The 23,119-nt window shown below is 56.0% G+C and carries 16 protein-coding genes; 12 read left to right on the top strand and 4 right to left on the bottom strand.

Annotation, left to right across the window (positions count from 1 at the left end):
* Positions 1–141 precede the first annotated feature (141 nt).
* On the top strand, positions 142–1,488 hold the full coding sequence (gene traF / locus CBR65_RS16665; protein ID WP_087467903.1) for a conjugal transfer protein TraF: 1,347 nt from the start codon (positions 142–144) through the stop codon (positions 1,486–1,488).
* Here traF and tsaE read toward each other — a convergent pair.
* Together tsaE and CBR65_RS16655 are read right to left on the bottom strand one after the other, a co-directional pair.
* Entirely contained in the window at positions 1,485–1,958 is a 474-nt protein-coding gene (gene tsaE, locus CBR65_RS16660) for a tRNA (adenosine(37)-N6)-threonylcarbamoyltransferase complex ATPase subunit type 1 TsaE (RefSeq protein ID WP_369825625.1), read from the bottom strand. The genes traF and tsaE overlap by 4 nt on opposite strands.
* Positions 1,959–1,991: 33 nt before the next feature.
* Positions 1,992–3,509, bottom strand: a complete 1,518-nt coding sequence (locus CBR65_RS16655; protein WP_087467902.1) for an NAD(P)H-hydrate dehydratase — start codon at positions 3,507–3,509, stop codon at positions 1,992–1,994.
* 196 nt (positions 3,510–3,705) lie between these two features.
* On the opposite strand from CBR65_RS16655, the gene CBR65_RS16650 reads away from it, so the two are divergent.
* From CBR65_RS16650 to glgP, 6 genes are all read left to right on the top strand, one after another.
* Complete coding sequence (locus CBR65_RS16650; protein ID WP_087467901.1) at positions 3,706–5,517, top strand: DUF1631 family protein; 1,812 nt, start codon at positions 3,706–3,708, stop codon at positions 5,515–5,517.
* An 86-nt stretch (positions 5,518–5,603) separates the two neighbouring features.
* Positions 5,604–5,972: a PilZ domain-containing protein gene (locus tag CBR65_RS16645; RefSeq protein ID WP_087467900.1), complete on the top strand. Its 369-nt coding sequence runs from the start codon at positions 5,604–5,606 to the stop codon at positions 5,970–5,972.
* A gap of 103 nt (positions 5,973–6,075) precedes the next feature.
* A complete protein-coding gene (gene queG, locus CBR65_RS16640) occupies positions 6,076–7,215 on the top strand; it encodes a tRNA epoxyqueuosine(34) reductase QueG (RefSeq protein ID WP_087467899.1) in 1,140 nt (379 codons plus the stop codon).
* 86 nt (positions 7,216–7,301) lie between these two features.
* Complete coding sequence (locus CBR65_RS16635; RefSeq protein ID WP_087467898.1) at positions 7,302–8,291, top strand: 2-hydroxyacid dehydrogenase; 990 nt, start codon at positions 7,302–7,304, stop codon at positions 8,289–8,291.
* 3 nt (positions 8,292–8,294) lie between these two features.
* Positions 8,295–11,057 (top strand): HAD-IC family P-type ATPase, encoded by a 2,763-nt coding sequence (locus tag CBR65_RS16630; RefSeq protein ID WP_087467897.1) that lies wholly within the window; start codon positions 8,295–8,297, stop codon positions 11,055–11,057.
* Positions 11,044–13,560 (top strand): alpha-glucan family phosphorylase, encoded by a 2,517-nt coding sequence (gene glgP, locus CBR65_RS16625; protein ID WP_087467896.1) that lies wholly within the window; start codon positions 11,044–11,046, stop codon positions 13,558–13,560. The genes CBR65_RS16630 and glgP overlap by 14 nt, the downstream gene beginning before the upstream one ends.
* Positions 13,561–13,669: 109 nt before the next feature.
* Here glgP and CBR65_RS16620 read toward each other — a convergent pair whose 3' ends face one another.
* Both CBR65_RS16620 and CBR65_RS16615 read right to left on the bottom strand, forming a co-directional pair.
* The gene (locus tag CBR65_RS16620; protein WP_087467895.1) at positions 13,670–15,883 is read right to left on the bottom strand and encodes a TonB-dependent siderophore receptor; all 2,214 of its coding nucleotides are present in this window, start codon (positions 15,881–15,883) and stop codon (positions 13,670–13,672) included.
* Positions 15,884–16,120: 237 nt separating this feature from the next.
* Complete coding sequence (locus tag CBR65_RS16615) at positions 16,121–17,287, bottom strand: DcaP family trimeric outer membrane transporter (protein ID WP_198300769.1); 1,167 nt, start codon at positions 17,285–17,287, stop codon at positions 16,121–16,123.
* 534 nt (positions 17,288–17,821) lie between these two features.
* Between CBR65_RS16615 and CBR65_RS16610 the strand changes: the two genes are divergently transcribed.
* The 5 genes from CBR65_RS16610 (at position 17,822) to CBR65_RS16590 (ending at position 23,103) form a co-directional block, all read left to right on the top strand.
* Positions 17,822–18,106: a DUF4212 domain-containing protein gene (locus CBR65_RS16610; protein WP_087467894.1), complete on the top strand. Its 285-nt coding sequence runs from the start codon at positions 17,822–17,824 to the stop codon at positions 18,104–18,106.
* A gap of 3 nt (positions 18,107–18,109) precedes the next feature.
* A complete protein-coding gene (locus CBR65_RS16605) occupies positions 18,110–19,879 on the top strand; it encodes a sodium:solute symporter family protein (protein WP_087467893.1) in 1,770 nt (589 codons plus the stop codon).
* 87 nt (positions 19,880–19,966) lie between these two features.
* The gene (locus tag CBR65_RS16600) at positions 19,967–20,542 is read left to right on the top strand and encodes a hypothetical protein (RefSeq protein WP_087467892.1); all 576 of its coding nucleotides are present in this window, start codon (positions 19,967–19,969) and stop codon (positions 20,540–20,542) included.
* 42 nt (positions 20,543–20,584) lie between these two features.
* Complete coding sequence (locus CBR65_RS16595) at positions 20,585–22,411, top strand: DUF294 nucleotidyltransferase-like domain-containing protein (protein WP_087467891.1); 1,827 nt, start codon at positions 20,585–20,587, stop codon at positions 22,409–22,411.
* Positions 22,411–23,103: an exonuclease domain-containing protein gene (locus CBR65_RS16590; RefSeq protein ID WP_087467890.1), complete on the top strand. Its 693-nt coding sequence runs from the start codon at positions 22,411–22,413 to the stop codon at positions 23,101–23,103. The genes CBR65_RS16595 and CBR65_RS16590 overlap by 1 nt, the downstream gene beginning before the upstream one ends.
* Positions 23,104–23,119 lie beyond the last annotated feature (16 nt).

Below are 23,119 nucleotides of genomic sequence, written 5' to 3'. Positions count from 1 at the left end.
AAAAATACGTTCACAGCAGAGCAAACTAACTCCCATAAGTGTGAATACCTTGTCAGCAAGATTTCCATAAAAGCACCTATACTGCTGGAGGTCTGTTTCGTAACCCACTTTTTACCGATTTTCCGCCACGGGATTATTACCATGTATGTCTTTCGTCCTTTTTCAGCCAGACATTTGGCCTGTCTTTCTTGCGGGCTGTTATCCCTCGGCGCTGTGCCGGCGAGCGCGGTGAATTACGGCATTTACGATGCGCGCGGTCTGGCGATGGGCGGCGCGGCAGTCGCTGCGGGCAATACCGCGCAGGCCCAGTTTTATAATCCGGCTCTCCTGTCTTTTCACGATGAAGACGAAGACGATTCACGGGATGGCCGCATCATATTTCCCCACATCGTGGCTCAATTTTCCGAGACGGTTGAGACCGCACTTGAAGCGGCGGATGACGAACTGGACGATCAATTACGCACGGCCGTCAATAATTTCAATGCGACTCCTAATACAGAAAACGCCGGCGCGGTCGCCGGTGTATCCCGCGATCTGACTGATTTACTCGACCAGCTGGGTAATCAGGATCTGAACCTGGATGCCTTTGTCGGCTTTTCCGTGAGTGAACCGAGCAAACGCGAAGGCGGTGCTTTTTTCTTTGGCGTGCGCGCACTGGGTGCCGGGCGTGCAGACATCGATGAAGCCGATAGGGAATTGTTGAATCAATATATTGAAGCCATGGACGCAGTCGCCGCGGGCGGCGACATTGGCAGTGTCAACCCGGCGTTGCTCGACGAGAACGGCAACCTGCGCGATCCGGTGGATGAGCTAACCTCCAGCGGCGATGTCAGTGCCTTGACTATCGCTGAATGGGGCGTGTCCGTGGCCAAAGAGTTCGACGTTGATGGCCACGATATTTCCTTCGGCATCACCCCCAAGTTGCAACGCGTGGACGCCTATCGCGATACCGTTGATGTCAGCAGCGGCATCACCAGCAGTGACGATGGCGAAAGGCGCTTCTCGGATTCACAGAAAACCCACATCACCGTGAATGCCGATGTGGGTATCGCCGCACTGATTGAAGATCATTACCGCCTGAGCGTCGCGGTGAAAGATGTGATCGCCAAGGAGTTCAGCACCACGCCCCAAATTGATCCGGAAACCGGCGAGCCTCTGCCCGCACAAATCATTCAGCTCAAACCCCGCGCGCGCCTGGGTTTTGCCTATGTGACCGATGTGTTGACCATCGGAGTGGACTTTGACCTGCGTGAATCCACACCGCTGGCCAATGAAGCACCGTCAAAGGATTTAAGTCTGGGGATCGAATACATCGCCTTCAAACGCCTGGCGTTACGGGCGGGCTATCGGGAAGATCAAACCAACTTCCGTTCCAGCGTGGCGTCTGCCGGCATCGGTTATCAATGGGGTCGGGCAGTGTTCGAGTTGGGCTATGCCACCAGCAGTGAATATGAAGCGGGTAGCTTGCAATTTGGCTGGGCGTTCTAGAGTCGCTGCAACAAGGCTTCGCCCACTGGCGTCAGGGCGCGGATGCCGATGCGCCGCCCAAGCCCCTCCACCTTGACCTCAATCTGCCAATCCGGCGCCGGCAGCACCCCGGCTCCGCGCGCAGGCCATTCAATTAGGCAAATACTGCGTTCATCAAAGTAATCGCGAATTCCCATGTATTCCAGCTCCTCCGGATCGCCCAAGCGATAGAGGTCGAAGTGATACACCGTCCGCGCCGGGAATTCATAGGCTTCCACCAAGGTATAAGTCGGACTCTTCACCGCGCCGGTGTGGCCGAATGCCCGCAGGATGCCGCGCGATAAGGTAGTCTTGCCCGCGCCCAGATCACCCACCAGAAATACGGTAGCCGCGCCGGGCTCAGCGGCGAGGGCATGCCCCCATTGCTCACCCAAGGCGACCATGTCGGTTTCGTTATCGATGTACCAGGTTTTGTTGATGGATTCGTTCACGCCGGGGATTGCCTCATCGCGTCGCGCAGAGCATTAATGATCGCTGAGCAGTTGGCACAGGTAGGGAATCAAATCCGTGGCCAGCAAACCGCGCTGCCCGACTTCATCCGCCGCCAGGTCTGCCGCCGTAGCATGCAGGCATGCACCCAGGCGCGCGGCGTCCGCCACTGTCATTCCCTGGGCGATCAAACCTCCGAGGATACCGCTCAGCACATCGCCCATACCACCCGTAGCCATGCCGGGATTGCCCGCCGTTACCACCCCGATACTGCCTGCCTCTGCCGCAACCAGACTGCCAGCACCCTTGAGGATTACGGCACCACCATAGCGTTTTTGTATCGCCTTGACGGAAGCAAAGCGATCCTGCTGGATATCGGCAGTATTCATACCTAACAAGCGCGCCGCTTCGCCGGGATGGGGGGTAAGCAACCAGCTATCACGACGGGTGTTTTCCGGCACTACCCGGCCAGCGGCAAGAATATTCAGCGCATCGGCGTCCAGCACCAGTGGCAAACCGCTTTTCACCGCTTGCTGCAACATCTGCTCTGACCAGGGCGAACGTCCCAGACCGGGTCCAACCACCAGTACAGTGGGGCGCGCTAACCAAGGCTCCAGCTCCTGCCCGGATACCACACCGCAGGCCATGACCTCGGGGCGGCGCGCCAGAATGGCGGGAATATGTTCCGGGCGGGTGGCGATACTGACCAAGCCCGCACCGGTGCGCGCGGCTGCTTCTGCAGCCATCAGTGCGGCACCGCCATAACCGGTGTCGCCACCGATGACCATCACATGGCCGAAGTCGCCTTTATGCGCATCCGCCGCGCGGGGGGCGAGCGTGTTTAACAAAGCGGTTAATTCCAGTTGCTCTGCCGATCCAGTCTGGGTTTGCAGGATATCCGCCGGCACCGCGAGCGCTGCCAGCACCACTTTCCCGCAGAACGCCGGACCCCGTCCGGTCAACAGGCCGCGCTTGGTGCCGATAAAGGTCACCGTTACATCCGCCTTGACGGCACAACCATGTACCGCACCGTTATCAGCATTCAGCCCGGATGGAAGATCCACCGCGACAACCGGCAAACCACAACTATTAATCTGGTTGATCGCTTGTTCAAAAGGGGCGCGCACAACGCCAGTCAAACCGATGCCCAGGAGTGCGTCCACGACAACGCCTTCTACGGGAACAGCAGCCTGCTCAAACGGTGTAATGGCCACGCCCTCCTGACAGGCAAAGTCATAAGCCAGACGGGCATCACCGGCCAGTTTGTCGAGGGCGCCGACCTGGATCACCTGCACCGGCAAACGCCGCTGGGCCGCCAGGGCAGCTACCACATAACCATCGCCTGCGTTATTACCGGCGCCACAGTACACCGTCAACAAACTCACGTCGGGGTAGGTCTGCTGTACCACATCAAAGACGGCGCGACCGGCGCGCTTCATCAACTGGATACCGGGGGTACCGGCAGCAATAGCGGCCTGATCCAGTGCGCGGACCTCGGCAGCGCTGTAGAGCGTCGAAGGAAAAGGCGTCTTATCGAGGGTGGTTAATATCATGGTGGTCTCGGTGCGTAAGCGGCGGTCGTTTCCGAAAAAATGAGCCGTCGGGAAAAAGTGGGCGGATTATACGCAACTTGGTACCCACTCTGGAAATCTCAGAATTACGCCACTTTGCTCACCACCAAATATTCGCAATGCGGCCATCCATTCACTATATTCACAAGGCGTTATTTGCCTTTCAGCAGCGAGAGTTATGCCTACGACCTTCAATCTTCAAGACCTGCTCAAGGGTGATGCAGCGCAACTGCAATCCCTGTTCGACACGGCGGCGCTTACTTTACCGCAGGCGCCCGGATTAACGCTGTGCAATGACCTGCCCCACGCCATCGCGCTGATTCAGCCAGCGATAAATCCCGCCGAATCGTTAGCCAAGCAATTACCGGCACTGCTTGCCGTGCATCAGCTCGCCCTTGCACCCGCCTTATTGTTGCGTGTGATGGTGGCCGACAAACTGGTACACACCCTGTTCAGCGGTCTGGACAACACGCTGCAACAGGAACTGAACAAGATGGCCCTGCCGTTGATCCGTGCTATCGCACAGGACGACACGCTTTACAGCAACGCGCAACAGCCCGTGCGCCAGCTTCTGAGCGAGGTGAGTCAACAGGGTTACACCTGGTACCCGCGCGACGCCAAGCCCCACCAACAGTTTTTGGAAAAATGCCAGCAGCTGGTCGAGGCGGTTCGACAGGACACCACCGAACCGGCGCTACTTGCAGCCATAAAACAGTTTCGCCAATGGACCGATGCCGAAGACAAGCGCGCGCGTATGCTGGAGACGCGCTTGTGTGAAACCGAAGTCGCCCATCTGCGGTTATTGGCCGCCGAATGTCAGGTGCTGGATTTGCTTAATCGTTCTCTGGCAGGGAAGACTCTGCCCACCGCACTGGTTGAGCAATTGCCGATCCTGAAAAGCACGCTGCAACATTGCCTGATCAATGACGGCGCTCAGGCGCCCTTCTGGAAAGCCTGGCAACGCAACCTGCCAATTCTCGGCACGGTTTTTTGTACCGGTGACGACGTGGATGAGCAACAACTCTACCGCGACATTCCGCAACTGCTGAACGAACTGGAACGCAATCTGCATCTACATCAACAACGCGACACTGGCGACCACTATCAGGATTTTGTCGATAACCTCGGCCAACACCTGATGCTGGCGATTCAGAAAAAGCCGCTGGAATGTAGCACCGTCGGCGCCTTTGCCTACCCGGAAGGCTACACCGACAATCACACGCGCGTGACCAGTGCCGTACTCCAACAAGCGCAAACGATTGAAACCGGTGACTGGATTGTGCTGTACGGTGAGGATGGCCAACCACTGCGTTGCAAGCTGGCATTGAAGCTGCCGGATGTGGATCAACTCTTGTTTGTAGATCGTTCCGGGCGCAAAGTGACCGTCAAAAATCTGAAAGATTTTTCGTTGTGTTTATCAACCGGTGTTGCACACAAACTGAAAGCCGTCCCGGTGGATGAGGTTATCGTCAGTGCGCTGAAACAACTGATTGCCCTGGGCGACAAACACGCTGAACAATATCGCCAGGAAGCCGAGCGCCAGCAAGCACAAGTGGCGGCGGAAAAACAGGCGGCGGCAGAGAAAGCCCTGGCCGAAGCACGCAGGCTGGCCGCAGAAAAACACCAGCGAACGCTCGCGGAACAGGCTGCCGCAACACAACGCAAGGCAGAGAAAAAAGCCGCACTCGCCGCCGAACAGTTAGCGCGTGAACAAGCGGCAACGGAGTTGGTTAATACCTTGAACGTCGGTGCCTGGGTAGAAATTATTGAGCCGGATAAACCGGCCTTGCGCTGCAAGTTATCGGTCATCATCAGTTCCACCGGCAAATATATTTTTGTTGATCAGGTGGGGCGCAAGGCGGCAGAGCTGCATCGCGAACAATTGTTTGACGGCATCAAGACACAACAGATTCAGGTCATCAGCAAAGGCGATAAGTTTGAAGATCAACTGGTAAAAGTGATTCGCGGTTTGCGCAAGGATATTTCCTAGCACGCGTTGATAGTCGCACCAGATTCAAATCTGAGTATCACCATCAAGAATACCTAACATAAAAATGTTACCCATACGGTGTAAGCATGAATAACAGACAGCAGGATAAACGGCAGGAATCGCGCCTCACCACTGAGGAAACCGTGTTTATCGAATTGACCTCCGCTGAACCCGGTGTCGAAATACCGCCGGATATTGTGATCAGCAACAGCGTCGATCTCTCAGCCAATGGCTTGCGCGTCACCGTTGACCGGAACCTGGTGATTGGCAGCATCCTGCGCGCCTGCGTGCAATTCCGCGATTCACCACAGCGTTATTTACTGGTTACCGAGGTGAAGTGGTGCAGGCCCCACGAACGCGCCGGGGAATTTATTGCCGGTTTAGCGTTATTTGAATCGGAGGGAACGGATATTCAATCCTGGAAGGAATTGATTGCAGAGCGGTTTAGTGATTAGTCGGTCGAATTAGCCGCAGGCGTAATCCGACACAAAGCCCCCCAAAAACAACCTGTCATTCTCTGGCACAATGTGACCATCATCGACTACACCTTTCCGACCCATGATTGACAGCATCGACTTTGCGCAACTCGCCGCCGACATCAAGCGTTGGGGGCGGGAGTTGGGATTTCAGCAGGTGGGTATTACCGATATCGACCTTAGCCATGAAGAGTCGCGCTTACAAGATTGGCTCGCGCAAGGCTACCAGGGCACCATGGCCTGGCTGGCGGCCCACGGCAATAAACGGTCGCGCCCGGCAGAACTGGTGCCCGGCACGGTGCGCGTAATCTCGGTGCGCATGAATTACCTGCCCGGCGATACGCAACAAATCCGTATCCTCAAAGATCCCACCAAGGCTTACATTTCCCGTTACACCCTCGGGCGCGATTATCACAAGCTGATCCGCAAGCGGCTCGGTCAATTGGCGCAACGTATTGATGCCGCGCTACCGGCAGATTTTCCCGGCAAAGGCGAGGTGCAGAACCGCGCGTTTGTGGACAGCGCACCGGTGATGGAGCGGCCCCTGGCAGAAAAAGCCGGACTGGGCTGGACGGGCAAACACACGCTGATCCTCAATAGCGAAGCCGGCAGCTGGTTTTTCCTCGGCGAGATTTTTACCTTCCTGCCATTACCGGTGGACCAACCGGATCAACCCAACCGCTGCGGCGACTGTACAGCCTGTCTCAAAGTGTGCCCCACGGATGCGTTTCCCCAGCCCTATGTGCTCGATGCGCGCCGCTGCATTTCCTACCTCACCATCGAAAATCCCGGCGCGATTCCGGAAGAGTTCCGCGAGCCGATGGGTAACCGCGTATTCGGTTGCGATGACTGCCAGGCTATTTGCCCCTGGAATAAATACGCGCAACCGACGCAGGAGACGGCATTCCTGCCGCGTCACGGTTTGGCGGACAGCGACCTGCTGACGCTGTTTAACTGGACCGAAGCGGAGTTTCTGACCTATACCGAAGGCTCCGCCATCCGCCGCGTCGGTTATGAAGGTTGGCTGCGCAATTTGGCGGTTGGCCTGGGCAATGCGCCCAGCGATCCACAAATCATCTCCGCCCTGGAACGGAAGCGCCCGCAGGTATCGGTCATGGTGCAGGAGCATATCGATTGGGCGCTGGCGCAACAGGCACAGCCGCGTCGGCGCCGCAAACGCAAGATTCATGCGTCAGCTATCCATACTCAGCCGCCAAAATAACCCCGGTGCACCGCTTATTTGTTCTGCATCAATAATGGGATAACCAGTTGCTCTAGACTCACCCGAGGTCTTGCCTGGAGCTTCCTATGAAAATTGCCGTTTTCAGCAGCAAAGCTTATGACATTGAATATTTATCAGCGGCCAATACCCAGGGCCACACGCTGGTATTTCACGAAACTGCCTTGAACGAACAAAGCGCATTGCTGGCCCAGGGGTGCAACGCCGTGTGCTGTTTCGTGAATGACACGCTGGATTCTTCCACCCTCCACGCGCTGGCCGCCCAAGGAGTCCGCCTTATTGCCTTGCGCTGTGCCGGCTTTAATCAGGTGGATCTGGCGGCGGCTACATCGCTCGAACTGACCATTGCACGGGTGCCCGAATACTCGCCCCACGCCGTGGCGGAACATGCGTTAGGGTTGATGTTGATGCTTAATCGTCACCTGCATCGCGCCCATCATCGTGTGCGTGAAAACGACTTCTCCCTGAATGGCCTGCTCGGTTTCGATCTGTACAACAAGACTGTCGCTATCATCGGCACCGGCAAGATCGGTGAAGTGCTTGCCAACATCATGCTGGGCATCGGCTGCCGTGTGATCGCATACGACCCGGTGGTTAACCGAACCCTGAGCGCGCGCGGCGTCAACTATCTGCCACTGAACGAGATTTGGCCGAACGCCGATATTATTTCCCTGCATTGCCCACTGGTGCCCGCTACACATCACCTGATTAACACCGAGACGGTGGCGGCGATGAAAGATGGCGTCATGCTTATCAATACCGGGCGCGGCGGGCTGATTGATACCCGCGCGGTGATTGCAGGCCTGAAGTCGCGCAAGATCGGCTACCTCGGATTGGACGTGTACGAAGAGGAGGCCAAATTATTCTTCGAAGATTATTCCAACAACCTGCTGCAGGACGATGTCTTCGCCCGCCTGCTCACCTTCCCCAACGTGGTTATTACCGGCCATCAGGCGTTTTTTACGCGCGAAGCACTGGCGGCTATCGCCCGGGTTACGCTCGCCAATATCACGCATTTTGAACACGGCGAGCTGGATCAGATTTGCTGTGTGAGCTGACCGATGAATCGCCAACCAACTCCGGAACTACCTCCGCACGCACCGGACCTCCACCACGCTCACGCCCAGACGCCAGCACAATTGTTCGCGCTCCTGACGTCCGGCGAGGCTGGTTTGTCCGCCGGCGAGGCCCAGCGTCGGCGCATTCTCTGGGGTGAAAACCACCTGCCAACCAGCGCGCCCACGCCGGCCTGGCTGCGTTGGACTCGCCAACTGCACAACCTGTTTATTTATGTCTTGCTGACCAGCGCCCTGATCAGTGCGTTCATCCAGCATTGGGTAGATGCGGGGGTCATTCTCGCGGTGGTGATCATCAATGCGACCATCGGATTCGTGCAGGAAGGTAAGGCTGAAGCGGCCCTGCGCAGCATCTTGCGCCTGAGTAAAAGCCAATGTCTGGTGTTGCGCGGTGGCAAGACATTTACCCTCGACAGCCAATTGCTGGTGCCGGGCGATGTGGTGCTTCTCCAGGCCGGTGATCGGGTACCGGCAGACATGCGGCTGATTTACTGCAAGGAGCTGCGCTGTGATGAGGCGATGCTGACAGGGGAGTCCCAGGCAGCTGACAAATTTGTGGCTGTCATACCCGTCGAGACCACATTGGCCGAGCGAGCCAATATGGCATACATGGGCACCATGGTAACTGCCGGAACCGCGCATGGACTGGTCACCCAGACCGGCAACCACACCCAGATCGGCATGATTAACCAGTTGGTCCAACAGGTTTCCCTGCCCGACACCCCCTTGCAGCGCCAACTGGCCCAACTCGCCCGCCAGCTGACAGCGGTGATCCTGCTCGCTACCGCAGCCACTATGGCGTTCGGGATGTTTGTGCGCGATTACACGTTGGCGGCCATGTTTCAAGGAGCCATTGGCATTGCGGTCGCTGCGATTCCGGAAGGCTTGCCCGCGATTGTCACCATCTCACTGGCGCTGGGGGTGGAGCGCATGGCGCGCAAGCATGCGCTGGTGCGCCGGCTACCGGCGGTCGAGGTGCTCGGTGCCGTCGATGTGATCTGTTCAGATAAGACCGGTACCCTCACTGCCAACGCCATGACCGCTCGCCTGCTGGTGACTAGCAATGCGCGCTACAGCATCAGCGGAGAAGGTTACGAACCGGCGGGCGACATCCAGCATCACCACGGGCGCTTACCCACCGATGATGAACTCACCCAGGTGACCACCGCCTGCAACATTGCCCTGTCGTGCAACGATGCCAACGTGACCGAGGAGGATGGCGACTGGGTTATCCACGGCGACCCCACCGAAGCGGCACTTCACGTGCTGGCGCTCAAACACGGCCTTGATGCGGCCGACCATGCCCGCGCCCGACCGCGTCTGGATACCCTGCCGTTTGAAACGGAAAAGCGTTATATGGCCAGCCTCCATCAAACCCCGGATGGCACCCGGGAGATGGCGATCAAGGGTGCCCCGGACCAGCTGTTGCGCCTGTGTCACCAACAGTGGGGGCCCCAGGGCCTGGAACCGATCAATAAGGCCTATTGGGAAACCGAGCTACAACATCTGGCCAGCCAGGGCATGCGTGTACTTGCGCTGGCTAACAAACCCGTTACGGATACCGCGCCCCGGCTTCACCACGACCAGGTGGCGGCGGGCGAGTTGGTGATGGTCGCACTGGTCGGCATCAGTGATCCCCCGCGCGCCGAGGCCATCGCGGCTATTGCCCAGTGCCAGCAAGCGGGCATTCGAGTGCTGATGATTACCGGCGACAATCCGCTCACGGCTGCGGCCATCGGTCGGGAATTGGGGCTGAAGGCAGACCGTGTTGTGACTGGCGCAGAGCTGGATCAGGTCCCCCCACAAGCCTTGCCAGCGCTGGCGGAAAACGTATCGATCTTCGCGCGTACCAGCCCCGCCAATAAATTACAGCTGGTGCAAGCGTTGCAATCCCGGCACCACACACTGGCGATGACCGGCGATGGCGTTAACGACGCACCCGCGTTGCGCCAGGCGGATATCGGCGTTGCCATGGGTTTGAAGGGGACCGACGCCGCCCGCGATGCGGCGGCCTTTGTGCTGACCGATGACAACTTTGCCACCATCGTCGGCGCCGTGGCTGAAGGCCGCACGATTTACGACAATATCGTCAAATCCATCGTCTTTATTCTGCCGACCAGTCTGGCGGAGGCGAGTGTTATCTTGCTGGCCATTCTGTTCGGTTGGCTACTGCCGATCACGCCCGCGCAAATCCTGTGGGTCAACATGATTACCGCCGTCACCTTGACCCTGGCACTGGCCTTCGAGCGCCCCGAAGCCAACCTCATGCAACGCCCCCCGCGCCCGCGCCAACAGGGCTTCCTTACGTCGCGCCTGTTGTATCGAGTGCTGCTGGTGGGCGGCATCGGTGCGGCCACGATCTTTATGCTGTTCCGCTGGCAACTGCAACACACCGATAACATCGACCTCGCCCGGTGTATGGCCGTCAATGCGCTGGTGTGTTTTGAAGCGTTTTATTTGCTCGCGGCACGCAGCCTGCACGACGCCATCTGGCATAAACGCTACTGGTCCGGCAGCGCACCGGCATTGCTGAGCATTGCCTTGGTGGCGATCATGCAGCTGATCTTTACCTACTGGCCGTTGAGTCAACAGCTCTTTTCTCTTGCACCTCTGGCTGCGAGCGACTGGCTGATCCTGATGCTGGCCACCAGCCCGATCCTGCTGTTGGTCGAGCTGGAAAAAGCCCTGGCACGCCGTATCCAGACTCACCGCAACACAGAGCAGGCTATCGCCCATGTCAACCTTTGACCGTCCGCTACCTGCACCGCTGATCATCCTTAACGAACTGGCTGGCGATCTTCACTGGAGCTGGAACCACGGTGGCGATGAACTGTGGCGACAGATCAATGATGAGGTCTGGGAACACACGCATAATCCGGTCAGCGTTTTACAGCTGACCAGCGATGCGCATTTGGAACATCTGGCCACAGACCCTCAATTTCTGTATCAGCTGGATAACCTTGTGTCCGCGCGGCAACGTTATCTCCATGAACCGGCGTGGTACAGCAAACAGTATCCGGACAACCCGCTGCGCGGCATTGCTTATTTCAGTATGGAGTTTGGCTTGTGCGACGCCTTGCCGCTCTACGCGGGCGGGCTGGGCATATTGGCCGGTGATCACCTGAAGACGGCCAGCGACCTGGGGGTACCCCTGGTCGGTATCGGCCTGTTGTACCAGGAGGGCTACTTTCGCCAGAGTCTCGGCAGCGATGGCTGGCAGCAGGAAACTTATCTCTATAACGACCCCGGCAGCCTGCCACTGCAACCATTAAAGGCTGAAGACGGCAGCTGGTTGCATATCGATACCGGTTTTCTCTGTCGCCAGGTGCGCTTTCGGGTCTGGCAGGTCAAGGTGGGGCGGGTGCAACTGTATCTGCTGGACAGCAATGACCCGCGCAACCGACCCAGTGACCGGGGTATCACCAGTAAACTCTATGGCGGCTCCACCGGGTTGCGGCTGGTGCAGGAGATTGCCCTGGGTATTTGTGGATGGCGGTTGATTGAAACTCTGGGGCTGGACATTGATGTCTGCCACCTCAACGAAGGGCACGCGGCGTTTGCGACACTGGAGCGTGCTCGCGCCTATGCCGAACGCCACCGCACCGATTTTTGGCATGCGTTGCGGGTGACCCGCAGTGGCAATATCTTCACCACCCACACACCGGTAGAAGCCGGGTTTGATCGCTACCCGATCAGCTTGCTGCGCCGTTACATCAGCGAATTTACCCAGCACCTGGGCATCACCATGGACAGTTTGATCCGCCTCGGACGGGCGCGACCCGATGACCAGAGCGAACTGTTCAACATGGCTTATCTCGCCGTGCGAACCTGCGGCAGAAGTAACGGCGTCAGTCGCTTGCATGGCGAGGTCAGCCGGCGCATCTTCCAGCCGTTGTTCCCACGCTGGCCGGAGCGCGAAGTGCCGGTCGGCTTTATCACCAACGGCGTCCACGTGCCTACCTGGGACTCGCCTGAAGCAGATGCGCTGTGGACCGACTTGTTCGGGCAAGAGCGTTGGCGCCGCGGACTGGATGCCCTTGATACCCGACGGCTAAGCGAACCGAGCGACAAGCAATTGTGGCAAATGGCAAGCCGCGGGCGAGCCCGGCTGGTGGACTACGTGCGCAGAAAACTGGCGGAGCAATTTCGTCATGAAACAGCACCGGATTACTGCGAACTGGATATGTCCAGCGCGCTGGACCCCAATATCCTGACCCTCGGGTTTGCGCGCCGCTTCGCCGAATACAAACGCCCCGACCTGCTCCTGCATGACCCGGATCGGTTGGCCCGCATCCTGTGCAACGACCGCTGTCCTGTACAACTGGTAGTAGCCGGTAAAGCCCACCCGGCCGACACCACCGGCAAACAGGCGCTGCAAGCCTGGCACCGGTTTGTGCAACGTTCAGACGTGTGTCATCACGTGGTACTGATTGAAGACTACGACATCGCTCTTGCACAGCATCTCGTGCAAGGGGTGGATGTCTGGCTGAATATGCCGCGTCGCCCCTGGGAAGCCAGCGGAACCAGCGGGATGAAAGTGTTGGTGAACGGCGGGCTCAACCTGTCATCACTGGATGGTTGGTGGGCCGAAGCCTACACGCCAGAGGTGGGCTGGGCGCTGGGCGACGGCCAGGAACACCGCCCGGAAGACGACTGGCACGATGCCGAGCAACTCTATCAACTGTTGGAAAACGAGGTTATTCCCGAATTCTACCGACGCGACAGCGATGGCATTTCTCGCCCCTGGGTAAACCGCATTCGCGCCAGCATGGAGCAACTCACACTGCGGTTTAGCAGCAACCGGATGCTCCAGGAATATCTGGACCAGCTGTACATTCCTGCGGCGGCGAACGTCCAGCAGCGCCAGCAAAATAACGGTCAACTCGCCCGCGAATTACAGCAATGGCACGACCATCTTTCCAGCCACTGGCACGAAGTCCATGTGGATGAGCTGACGGTGGTGACGGATGAACAAGGCGCGCACCTGGAAGTCACCGTTTATCTCGGCAGCCTTCAATCCAATCAGGTTGACGTACAGGTTGTTGCCGACGCGACAGCACATTGGCCGGCCCTGCGCCAGACCCTGACCTTGCGTGATCCACTGGAAGGTGCCACCCATGCCTACCGCTACACCGGACCCTTGCCGGATCAACGCCCTGTTGATCACTTCACCGCTCGCGTTATCGGCGCTCACCACCAGGCATTGATTCCGATGGAGAATGGGTTGATTGCCTGGCAGAAGCGTTCGTGAGCAGGAGGGGTTTTCTATCACAGTCGGATTACGCTGCGCTAATGCGACCTACGAAGAGAGGTAGTGGGGAAAACCGCAGGCCGGTTGTGGCCTGCGGTAGAGAGGGGACTTAATTGAATGTGTAATTCAGACTGAGTGTGTAGTTACGCGGTGTGCCGTAGCGGTAGGAGCTGAAATACCCCACTTGTGAGTAGTATTTTTCATCTGTCACGTTGGCCGCGTTGAACTGTACATTCAGGTCATCGGTAATAGCGTAACGAGCCATCAGGCTGACCAGTGCATAGGCATCCTGAGTGAGTCGGTCGGGGTTACCAATGGGGTTAATGCCCGCCGAGTAAGTTTCGTTTTGCCAATTTACACCGCCACCCAGGGTCAAGCGCTCCAGCGCTCCACCGAATTGGTAGGAAGTAAACAGCTTAATCGTCTCGGTCGCGATATCGGTGTTCAGGTCGTTGCCGTTGGCATCTTCAATGGAGAATTTTGAGTAGCCAGCGCTGATGTTCCAGCCATCGACAGGCTGGCCGACCACTTCAATTTCGAAGCCTTTGCTATTCGCGCCCTCAACAGGAAAAAATGCCTCACTTTGTTCTGCTGTACCTTTAAAGTCAGTATCCTTTTGAGCGAGGTTGTCTTGCTGAATATCAAAGTAAGCAATGGTGGTCTGCAGACGGTCGTCGAGGAAACGGCTCTTCAAACCAATCTCCGCACTTTCACCGATCAATGGATCAAGGAAATTCCCGCTAGTATCGCGTTTATTTTGCGGTTTAAAGATCTCGGTATAACTAACGTAAACCCGGTGAGCATCGGTCAAATCATAAAGCGCGCCCGCGTAAGGAATAAATTGATCTTTATCACCGTAATCAACGATCCCGCTCCAGTCAAAACCGTTGCGCTCCCAGGTTGCTACGCGTCCGCCGAGAATAAACTTGAGCTTGTCGGTGGCAGAAAGTCGGGTAGCGGCGTAATAACCGTGCTGCTCGGTTTCGCTGCCCTGGGATTGGGTACGCTCGTCCTCCCACTCAGGCTCAGGCAGGTCGCCCCATTCATAGAAGTTATCCACGGGAACCTGATCGTAGCCACTACTCAGGTCTGCATCCACGGGTAGTTGGGTAAACGTTTTCGCCGACTGATCGGCGTAGAGTGCGCCAACAACAAAATCATGGGTTTGATTAAATAAGTTGAAGTCGCCCTTCAATTGAATATCAAAACTATCCTGTTTTGATTCGCCATCACTGCGATAACGTTGTGCGGTCAGGCCAGCACCCGTTTCTTTGTCCAGATACGTATAGGTTCCAGTATCTCCGTCCCATGGTGTGCTGACGTAAAGCAAACGCGCCTCTGTCTCGTAGTGCAAATTGTTGTAGTTAGCGAGCAATTCCCAACCATTGGCAAACAAATGGTTGATGCTGGCGAAGTAATTGGTGTTGGTTGACTCCCAACGGTTCCAGTCCATTGCCGTGGTTTTGGAGACATCCCAATCGGGTCTGGTGCCGTCAGAGAAGAATCCTGGCAGTACGCCCCATACGGTAGAGGTTGGATTATTGTTCTGATAACTCGCACCTACACGCAGCAAGGTTGCGTCTGTTAAATCCGCTTCCAATACACCGTAGAGCGTTTTTTTGTCGTCTTCGTAATAATCAACAAAGGAATCGCCTTTTAAATAACGGCCCACCACGCGGCCACGAATACTGCCGCTTTCGTTTAAGCCGGACGACACGTCTGCTGCCAGGCTCTTTTTATCCCAGCTGCCGGTGGCCACATCCACAAAACCGGTCAGCTCAGTGCTGTTGGCATGCTTGCGCACCAGATTGATGGAGGCCGAAGGGTCACCCACGCCAGTCATCAAACCGGTTGCCCCGCGGACAAATTCAATACGTTCATAGATAACGGTATCTGCCACGGTTTCACCGGAATCGCCACCCAGGCTCCAGGAAGTGGGTACGCCATCAATTTGATAGCTGTCGATCTGGAAACCGCGCGAATAAAAGCTATTGCGCACGTTGTCCACTTCCGCAGACGACACGCCGACGGCGTTGTTCACCGCATCCAGAATGCTGGTGATGTTCTGGTCCTGCATCCGCTCGAAGGTCAGGATCGACACCGACTGCGGCGTCTCCTGAACAGTCAGCCCCAGGCCAGTCGCCGTATCGATAGTCTTGGTCTGGTCGACGCCATACTTGCCGGTGACTTTCATTTCTTCAATGGAGCCTTCCTGTTGGCGTTTCTGCGATGCGGTACCACTGGCAGCGTCCTGGGCCAGACCTGACTGCGGGGAAAGACAAAACCATGCGGCCGCAGCGAGAGGAAAGAGTTTAGTTTTCACGAAGCACTCCAAAAAACGGGGTTAGGTGTCAGAATCGGTTGAGCACAATAACACAAACAACAATCATTATCATTAGCGCGCCAATTATCATTTATTCTTTGGGCGCCAGGGTTGATTATGGTTGAGGCGGGATATGGCTGGCTTACTGAAGGTGAGAACGCGTTGCGGAAGGTCGCATGAGGGACAAACCAAAAACGCCGGCATTAGCCGGCGTTCCGGGTGAAGGTTTACATCAGGTTAAAAATCGTATTTCGCGGTGAATTGCAGGCGAGTCATATCGCCGTCTGCACCGGCCTCGATTTCACGATTGGCGTAGCGAAGTTCCACACCGACCATAAACTTGCTGGCTACCTGGTACAGCAAATTCGCTGAGCCACTGTGGGTGGTTTTGGTAACCGCCGCCCCGGTGTAGTCAGTGTTGTTGTCCGCATCGAAGGCGGCGTAGACAAAGTTGGAACGCCAACGCTCGTTCCATAAGTGCCGATAGGCCACTGCTGCACCTGTTGCCGTGATCGCTTCCAGGGAACCATCGTCGGAAACGACAGCATCGTTTGCGGTATTCAAGGCAAGGTAACGACCGATACCGTCACCGCTGCTGAAGGTCACCCGCAGATCGTCTTTGTTACTCAGCAGGATTTTGGCACTGACGGAAACACCAAAGGCAGTTTCGGACTCATCCACCACACCTGTGTCATAGGACAACTGACGGGCCAGACCCGCAACACTCAATGACCCCCAATCGCCTTTGAAGTTATAGCGCGCTACCAAGTCGGGAATGCCGCTGTCTTCCGTCACAATGCGTGCACCGCCGCCAAAGGGCGTTAACGTGGTTTGTGGATTTTCAATACCGAACTGGAAATTGCCGTTGGTGTAACGCACCTGTGCCTGACGAACAAAGATGGCGCCATCGGTATTGCCGATAAAATCCAGTGATTCAGGGAGTGAGCTGGTGTCCATAAACGTCGACCAGGTCTGACCGAACAACCAGCGGTCGTAGGTGAAAAAGGCGTGGCGGACGCTGGGAGAATAGCCGTTGGTAATCCGCTCGTCGCCACCGGCCGTGGACATCATGTCGAACTCCAGATGCCCGTTAATGCTTTTGCCATTATCCAGCGGCGTGGTGGTGGTAAAGATAAAACGTGTCTGGCGAGCATGGGTATCGTACTTCAGTCCTTCACTTTCTCCGGATACGGGTGTCAGTGAAGGTACATAAAAATCGCGTGCGGGAAAATCCAGTTGACCATATTCCGTGTCGGTAACCATAGCGTCCAGTTTAAAAAAACCACTGAATTTAACCTGGGTTTCACCGACGTTGAAAGTCTGTGCCGCCAGGCTCATGGGTAAAGCACAAAGGGTCAGACCATAACTCAGACCATAACAAAGTTGCGTGATGGGTTTGCGCATGTGTCGCTACTCCTTTTCTACACAATTATTGTCAGGAAAATTGACTGCAAAAAAACGCTTGAATGCAACTTGTAGACTAGCCCACTACCCATTTTTATTAATAAAGCGTTGTGCAAATGTGATTGTGCGTGGGTTCGATGACCGTTTTCTTACAGGGGTTTCCCGGTTAGGTGAAGAGGTATTGCATCAGCTCAATACAGCGCGAACTTGCAATAACCCAAATAGCAAAAGTTTCTTACTTCACTCTTGCTTAGATTGTGGTCTAGACTACTCTTCAAGTTAAAGCAATAAATCCGAATAAGAAAACCATCAGATGTTACCGCAAGCAACAGTGGCGCCATGAAAATGATGAAAAATCTGTCAGCGTGTTGCCAAAATTACTATTAGCGCTCAAGCTCTGGCGTGCAACTTTCAGCGTCGACTATCTGAAAGTTTTCTTGATAAGAATAACTGTACCTGCTCCATGTTAAGTCAGCAAAAAAACGCACCACCCAGGTGCCGGAGTTAATAAAAACAAACCAAGAGGATAATGATATGGCTGAAGATAACAACGAAAGCGTTTCGCGCGAGGCAATCGCAAAAGCTTATTGGCGAGCGAACCTGCGCCTGATCGTCGGCTGTCTGGTTGTATGGGCTTTAGTGTCGTATGGGTTTGGTCTTGCCCTCCGTCCGATGGTCGCGGGCATTTCCGTCGGCGGTACTGATCTGGGTTTCTGGTTTGCGCAACAGGGTTCCATCCTCACCTTTATTGCCTTGATCTTTTTCTACTCGTGGAGAATGAACAAGCTCGATAAAAAGTTCGATCTGCACGAGGACTAGACCATGAGCCAATTTACGATCAACCTTATCTTCGTGGGCGGCTCCTTCGCGCTCTATATCGCTATTGCCATCTGGTCACGTGCAGCGTCTACCAAAGAATTTTATGTTGCCGGTGGCGGGGTAAGTCCGGTGGTCAATGGTATGGCGACCGCTGCTGACTGGATGTCGGCGGCATCCTTTATCTCGATGGCTGGCTTGATCGCCGCTGCCGGTTACGCCAACTCTACCTACCTCATGGGTTGGACCGGTGGTTATGTGTTACTGGCGATGTTGCTGGCACCTTACCTGCGCAAATTCGGCAAATTTACGGTGCCGGAATTTATCGGCGAACGTTTTTACAGTTCGAGTGCGCGCATGGTCGCGGTGGTTTGCCTGATCGTTGCATCAGTCACTTATGTTATCGGGCAAATGACCGGCGCCGGTGTAGCCTTCTCCCGCTTCCTTGAGGTGAGCAGCAACACCGGTTTGATGATTGCCGCTGTTGTGGTGTTTATGTATGCAGTACTGGGTGGTATGAAAGGCATCACTTACACACAAGTAGCCCAGTATGTGGTACTGATCATCGCTTACACCATTCCCGCCGTGTTTATCTCTCTGCAATTGACCAACAACCCGATTCCCCCGCTGGGGCTTTTTTCTACCCATGTGGAATCCGGTCAGCCGCTTCTGACAACGCTTGATGAAATCGTGCGGGAGCTGGGCTTTCGTGATTACACCGCTGATGTGCCGAACAAACTGAACATGGTGCTCTTCACCCTGTCGCTGATGATCGGTACAGCGGGCTTGCCGCACGTCATTATTCGTTTCTTCACCGTTCCCAAGGTCGCGGATGCACGTTGGTCGGCTGGCTGGGCGCTGGTCTTTATTGCCGCCCTTTATCTGACCGCACCGGCCGTAGCCTCCATGGCGCGATTGAATCTGGTAAATACCATTTACCCTGAAGGCCCTACCGCTGAAGCACTGGAATACAGCGAGCGGCCCGATTGGATTCGCACCTGGGAAAACACCGGACTGATCACTTACACCGACAAAAATAACGATGGCCGCATCCAGATGTACAACGATGTGCCGGCGTTTAAAGAGGTCGCAGAGTCACGCGGCTGGGCGGGAAGTGAATTGACGGTGAACAATGACATCCTCGTCCTGGCGAACCCGGAGATTGCCAATCTGCCCGGCTGGGTGGTGGCCTTGATCGCGGCGGGTGGTCTGGCAGCGGCACTCTCCACCGCGGCAGGCCTTTTGCTGGCGATTTCCTCCTCCATCAGCCATGACCTGATCAAGGGGGTGATCAATCCCCAAATATCAGATAAAGGCGAATTGCTGGCCGCGCGGATCTCCATGGCGGTGGCCATTGTGGTGGCCACCTGGCTGGGGATGAATCCGCCGGGCTTTGCGGCACAGGTGGTGGCACTCGCGTTCGGGATTGCGGCGGCCTCCATCTTCCCGGCGTTGATGATGGGGATTTTCTCCAAACGGGTTAACAGTGTCGGTGCTATAGCGGGCATGTTGGCAGGGCTCCTGTCGACCACCATTTACATCTTCCTGTATCTTGGCTGGTTCTTTATCCCCGGCACCAACACCTATGAAAATGTGGCGGACAACTGGCTGTTTGGCGTGTCTCCCTTGTCGTTCGGTGCCATCGGTGCTGTGATCAACTTTGCGGTGGCAACCGCCGTATCGATGATGACCAAGGAACCACCGCAAGCGATCCAGGATCTGGTGGAAAGCGTGCGTTATCCCAAGGGTGCGGGTAACGCGACAGCACACCACTGAGTTGCTGAACGTTAGTAAGAAATTGAACGGGCTTTCCAACGAAAGCCCGTTCGTGTATTTGTCAGTCAGGTTTTTCGCGAGGTTTATATGCTGCTGGAATTAATCGCCACACTGTGTGCTGGCTTGGGTGCAGCGGGCCTTGCGCTCTTGTGTCGCGCGCTGACGGCAAAACGCTTGCCGCGCTGGATCGTGCCCGCCTTTGCCGGTGCTGGCATGCTCGCGTTTCAAATCCACGGTGAATACACCTGGTATGAGCATCAGGTTAAGCGTTTGCCCGCTGGCGTGAAGGTGGGCAAGGCGGTTGCAGAATCCACCAGTTGGAAACCCTGGACCTATTGGTTTCCCCAAACCCTGCGTTTTATTGCGGTGGATACCGGTTCAGCCGAAGCCAATCAAATCAATCCGGACTTGGTCCTGGCTGATTTATACATCTTCGAACGTCGTCTTTCGGCGCGCAGAATTCCGCAAGTATTTCATTGTGCCCAAGGTGCGCGGGCAGACCTTTCCGCCGAGTTGCAAATTCCCAAACCCGGTGAAGTCCTGAGTGCACAATGGTTAAAACTGGAGCGGGATGACCCCCTTTTGCAGCTGGTGTGTGATGCCCGGCACCGCTCGACCGCCATGCCCGACAAGTCCTTAACAGGCGTTATCGGACAGGTTTAAAATCCATCCAGTCAGCGTAGTTACACACAAGGGGCATGGGTTATGGAAGTTATGGAGGTCACCCGCTTTCTCACCAAAACCGTGCCCTTTGGTTATCTCAATCAGGCGGAGATTGCGCGCCTCGCCCATCACATCAGCGTGTATTATTTTCAGGCGCAGCAACCGGTAGAACAGGTTAAACCGCGTTTGATGATTGTCCGTTCCGGTGTCTTCGCCCTGTACGATCCCCATCAACAGCTCCTCGGAAAATTGCAGGAAGGTGATTTTTTCGGGCAGGAATTGCTGCTGTCCAGCGAGAGCGAACCTCACCAACTGGTCTGTGAAGAAGATGGATTAGTGTATTGGCTTGATGCAGATCCTTTTCACACATTGCTCACCAACCACCTGCGCGTTGCAGATTATTTTCACGCGCTCGCTGGCCACCGTTTGCATCGTTATGAAGAAGCGCCCGCAAGTTTTCATTTAACGCTCAAAGTGAATGATGTCATCAGCGCGCGCAAGGTATTGATTGCGCCGCACGAATCGATTGTGACCGCCGCACAACGCATGACCGACAAGCGGGTATCTACCCTATTAGTGGAAGAAAACGGCCAATTGGCGGGCCTGCTGACCGACCGGGATTTGCGCTCGCGCGCGCTGGCAAAAGGTGTCCCCGGGGATGCTCCGGTGAGCCAGATCATGACGCGCTCGCCCCACACCACTGAACGCTCTGCTTATCTTTACGAAGCCATCCAGACCATGGCGATGCACAACGTGCATCACTTGCCGGTGCTGGACGGCGAGCAAATTTACGGGATGTTGTCCATCACCGATATCATTCGCGTGCAGCAGGACCATCCGGTTTACCTTATCGGCAATATCCATCGACAACCGGACCTCGCCGGGCTGGTAAATATCAGCAAAGGCGTTGTGCCGCTGATGATGTTGCTCGGTCGCCAGCGCGTGCCGGCGCTGGAAATCGGCCAGATCATGACGACGATTACCGATGCGTTAACCAAACGGTTGATTTTTTTAGCGCAGGAACAATTGGGCGCGGCGCCCTGTGAATTTTGCTGGGTCGGTTTTGGTTCCCAGGCGCGTATGGATCAAAGCCTGAATTCGGATCAGGATAATGCGTTGATCCTGGCGGAAGAACCGCGCGGTGCGATCGGCGATTATTTTGCGCGACTGGCCGCGTTTGTGTGTGAAGGATTGGGCGAATGCGGCATTCGTTTGTGCCCCGGTAATATCATGGCTTCCAATCCAGCATTGCGCCTGAGCCAGGCCGGCTGGCAGGAAAAATTTATCCACATCGTCAGCAATCCCACACCCGAATCGGTATTACAGTCGAGTATCTTTTTTGATTTGCGCGCGATAGATGGTCAAGCCGCGCTTGCGCAGGATCTGCATCAACAGTTGTTGCCGCTCACCCGCAAAAATACCTTGTTTCAGTTTCATCTCGCCCAAAACGCGTTGCGCGATCGCGCGCCGCTGGGATTGTTTAAAGGCTTTGTGCTGACCCAGGAAGGCGAACAACACGCGGGGTGCGATCTGAAAAAAAACGGCACCTCGCTGATTACCGATATTGCGCGCATCCTGGCCTACGCGTCGGGCATTTCCGAGGTGAATACCCGGCAGCGTTTGCAAGCTCTCAACCGCGCCAATGCCATGGACGAAGACCTCGCACAGAATTTACTCGACGCCTTCGATTTAATTGCGCAACTGCGTTGGGAAAAACACCAGCAGGATATTCAGGCGCAGCGCAACCTGAGCAATATCCTCGACCCGGCCAGCCTGCACAACCTGCAACGCCATCAGCTGCGCGACAGCTTTGAAGTGATCAATAGAGCCCAGGCGATGGTGCGCTTTCGCTTTTGTCGAGGTTTGTGATGTTGCGCTGGCTGACCACTCACAAGCGCGATACTCACCCGCTGATTCAACAGTTCGCGACCGTTGAATTACCCACCGCACAGACAGCGATTGATGATTGCCCCTTGCTCGCGATTGATCTGGAGTTAACCGGATTACAGCCCGAGCGCGATCACATTGTCAGCATCGGTTGGGTGCCCATTCGCCAACGCGAAATTGTGCTGACTGACGCACGCCATTATTTAATTCAACCACCGGTAAGCGTGGGGCAAAGCGCAACCATTCATGGCCTGCACGACCGGGATCTGGACAACGCCCCGACACTGGACAGCGTGCTGCAAGAATTATTGGCGCATTACGCCGGCTATGTGTTGGTCGCGCATAACGCGGCGCTGGATATCGCGTTTTTGCGCGCAGCAATCACGCGCGTCTTCGGCTCCGCACCGGCGCTGATGGCCATTGATACCTTACGCATTGAAAAACGTCACCTGACCCGGCGCGATCAAACCTTCAAAGAGGATGGCTTGCGGCTGAATGCGTGTTTGCATCGCCATAAATTGCCGCTCGCCAGCTCCCACAATGCGCTCGAAGACGCCTACAGTTGTGCATTGTTATTACTCGCGCAGATCGCGCGAAAGAATCAGCGGCGAGTGGTACTTGGAGATCTGTTAGCCAGCGGATTATTGGAAAAGCTCACGCGCTGGCTCCAGTAGGTCGGCTTAGCGCAGC

This window comes from Cellvibrio sp. PSBB006, assembly GCF_002162135.1.
GTDB lineage: Bacteria > Pseudomonadota > Gammaproteobacteria > Pseudomonadales > Cellvibrionaceae > Cellvibrio.
The sequence above is the reverse complement of the archived record's forward strand: the minus strand, read 5'-3'. Positions and strand labels throughout refer to the sequence as shown.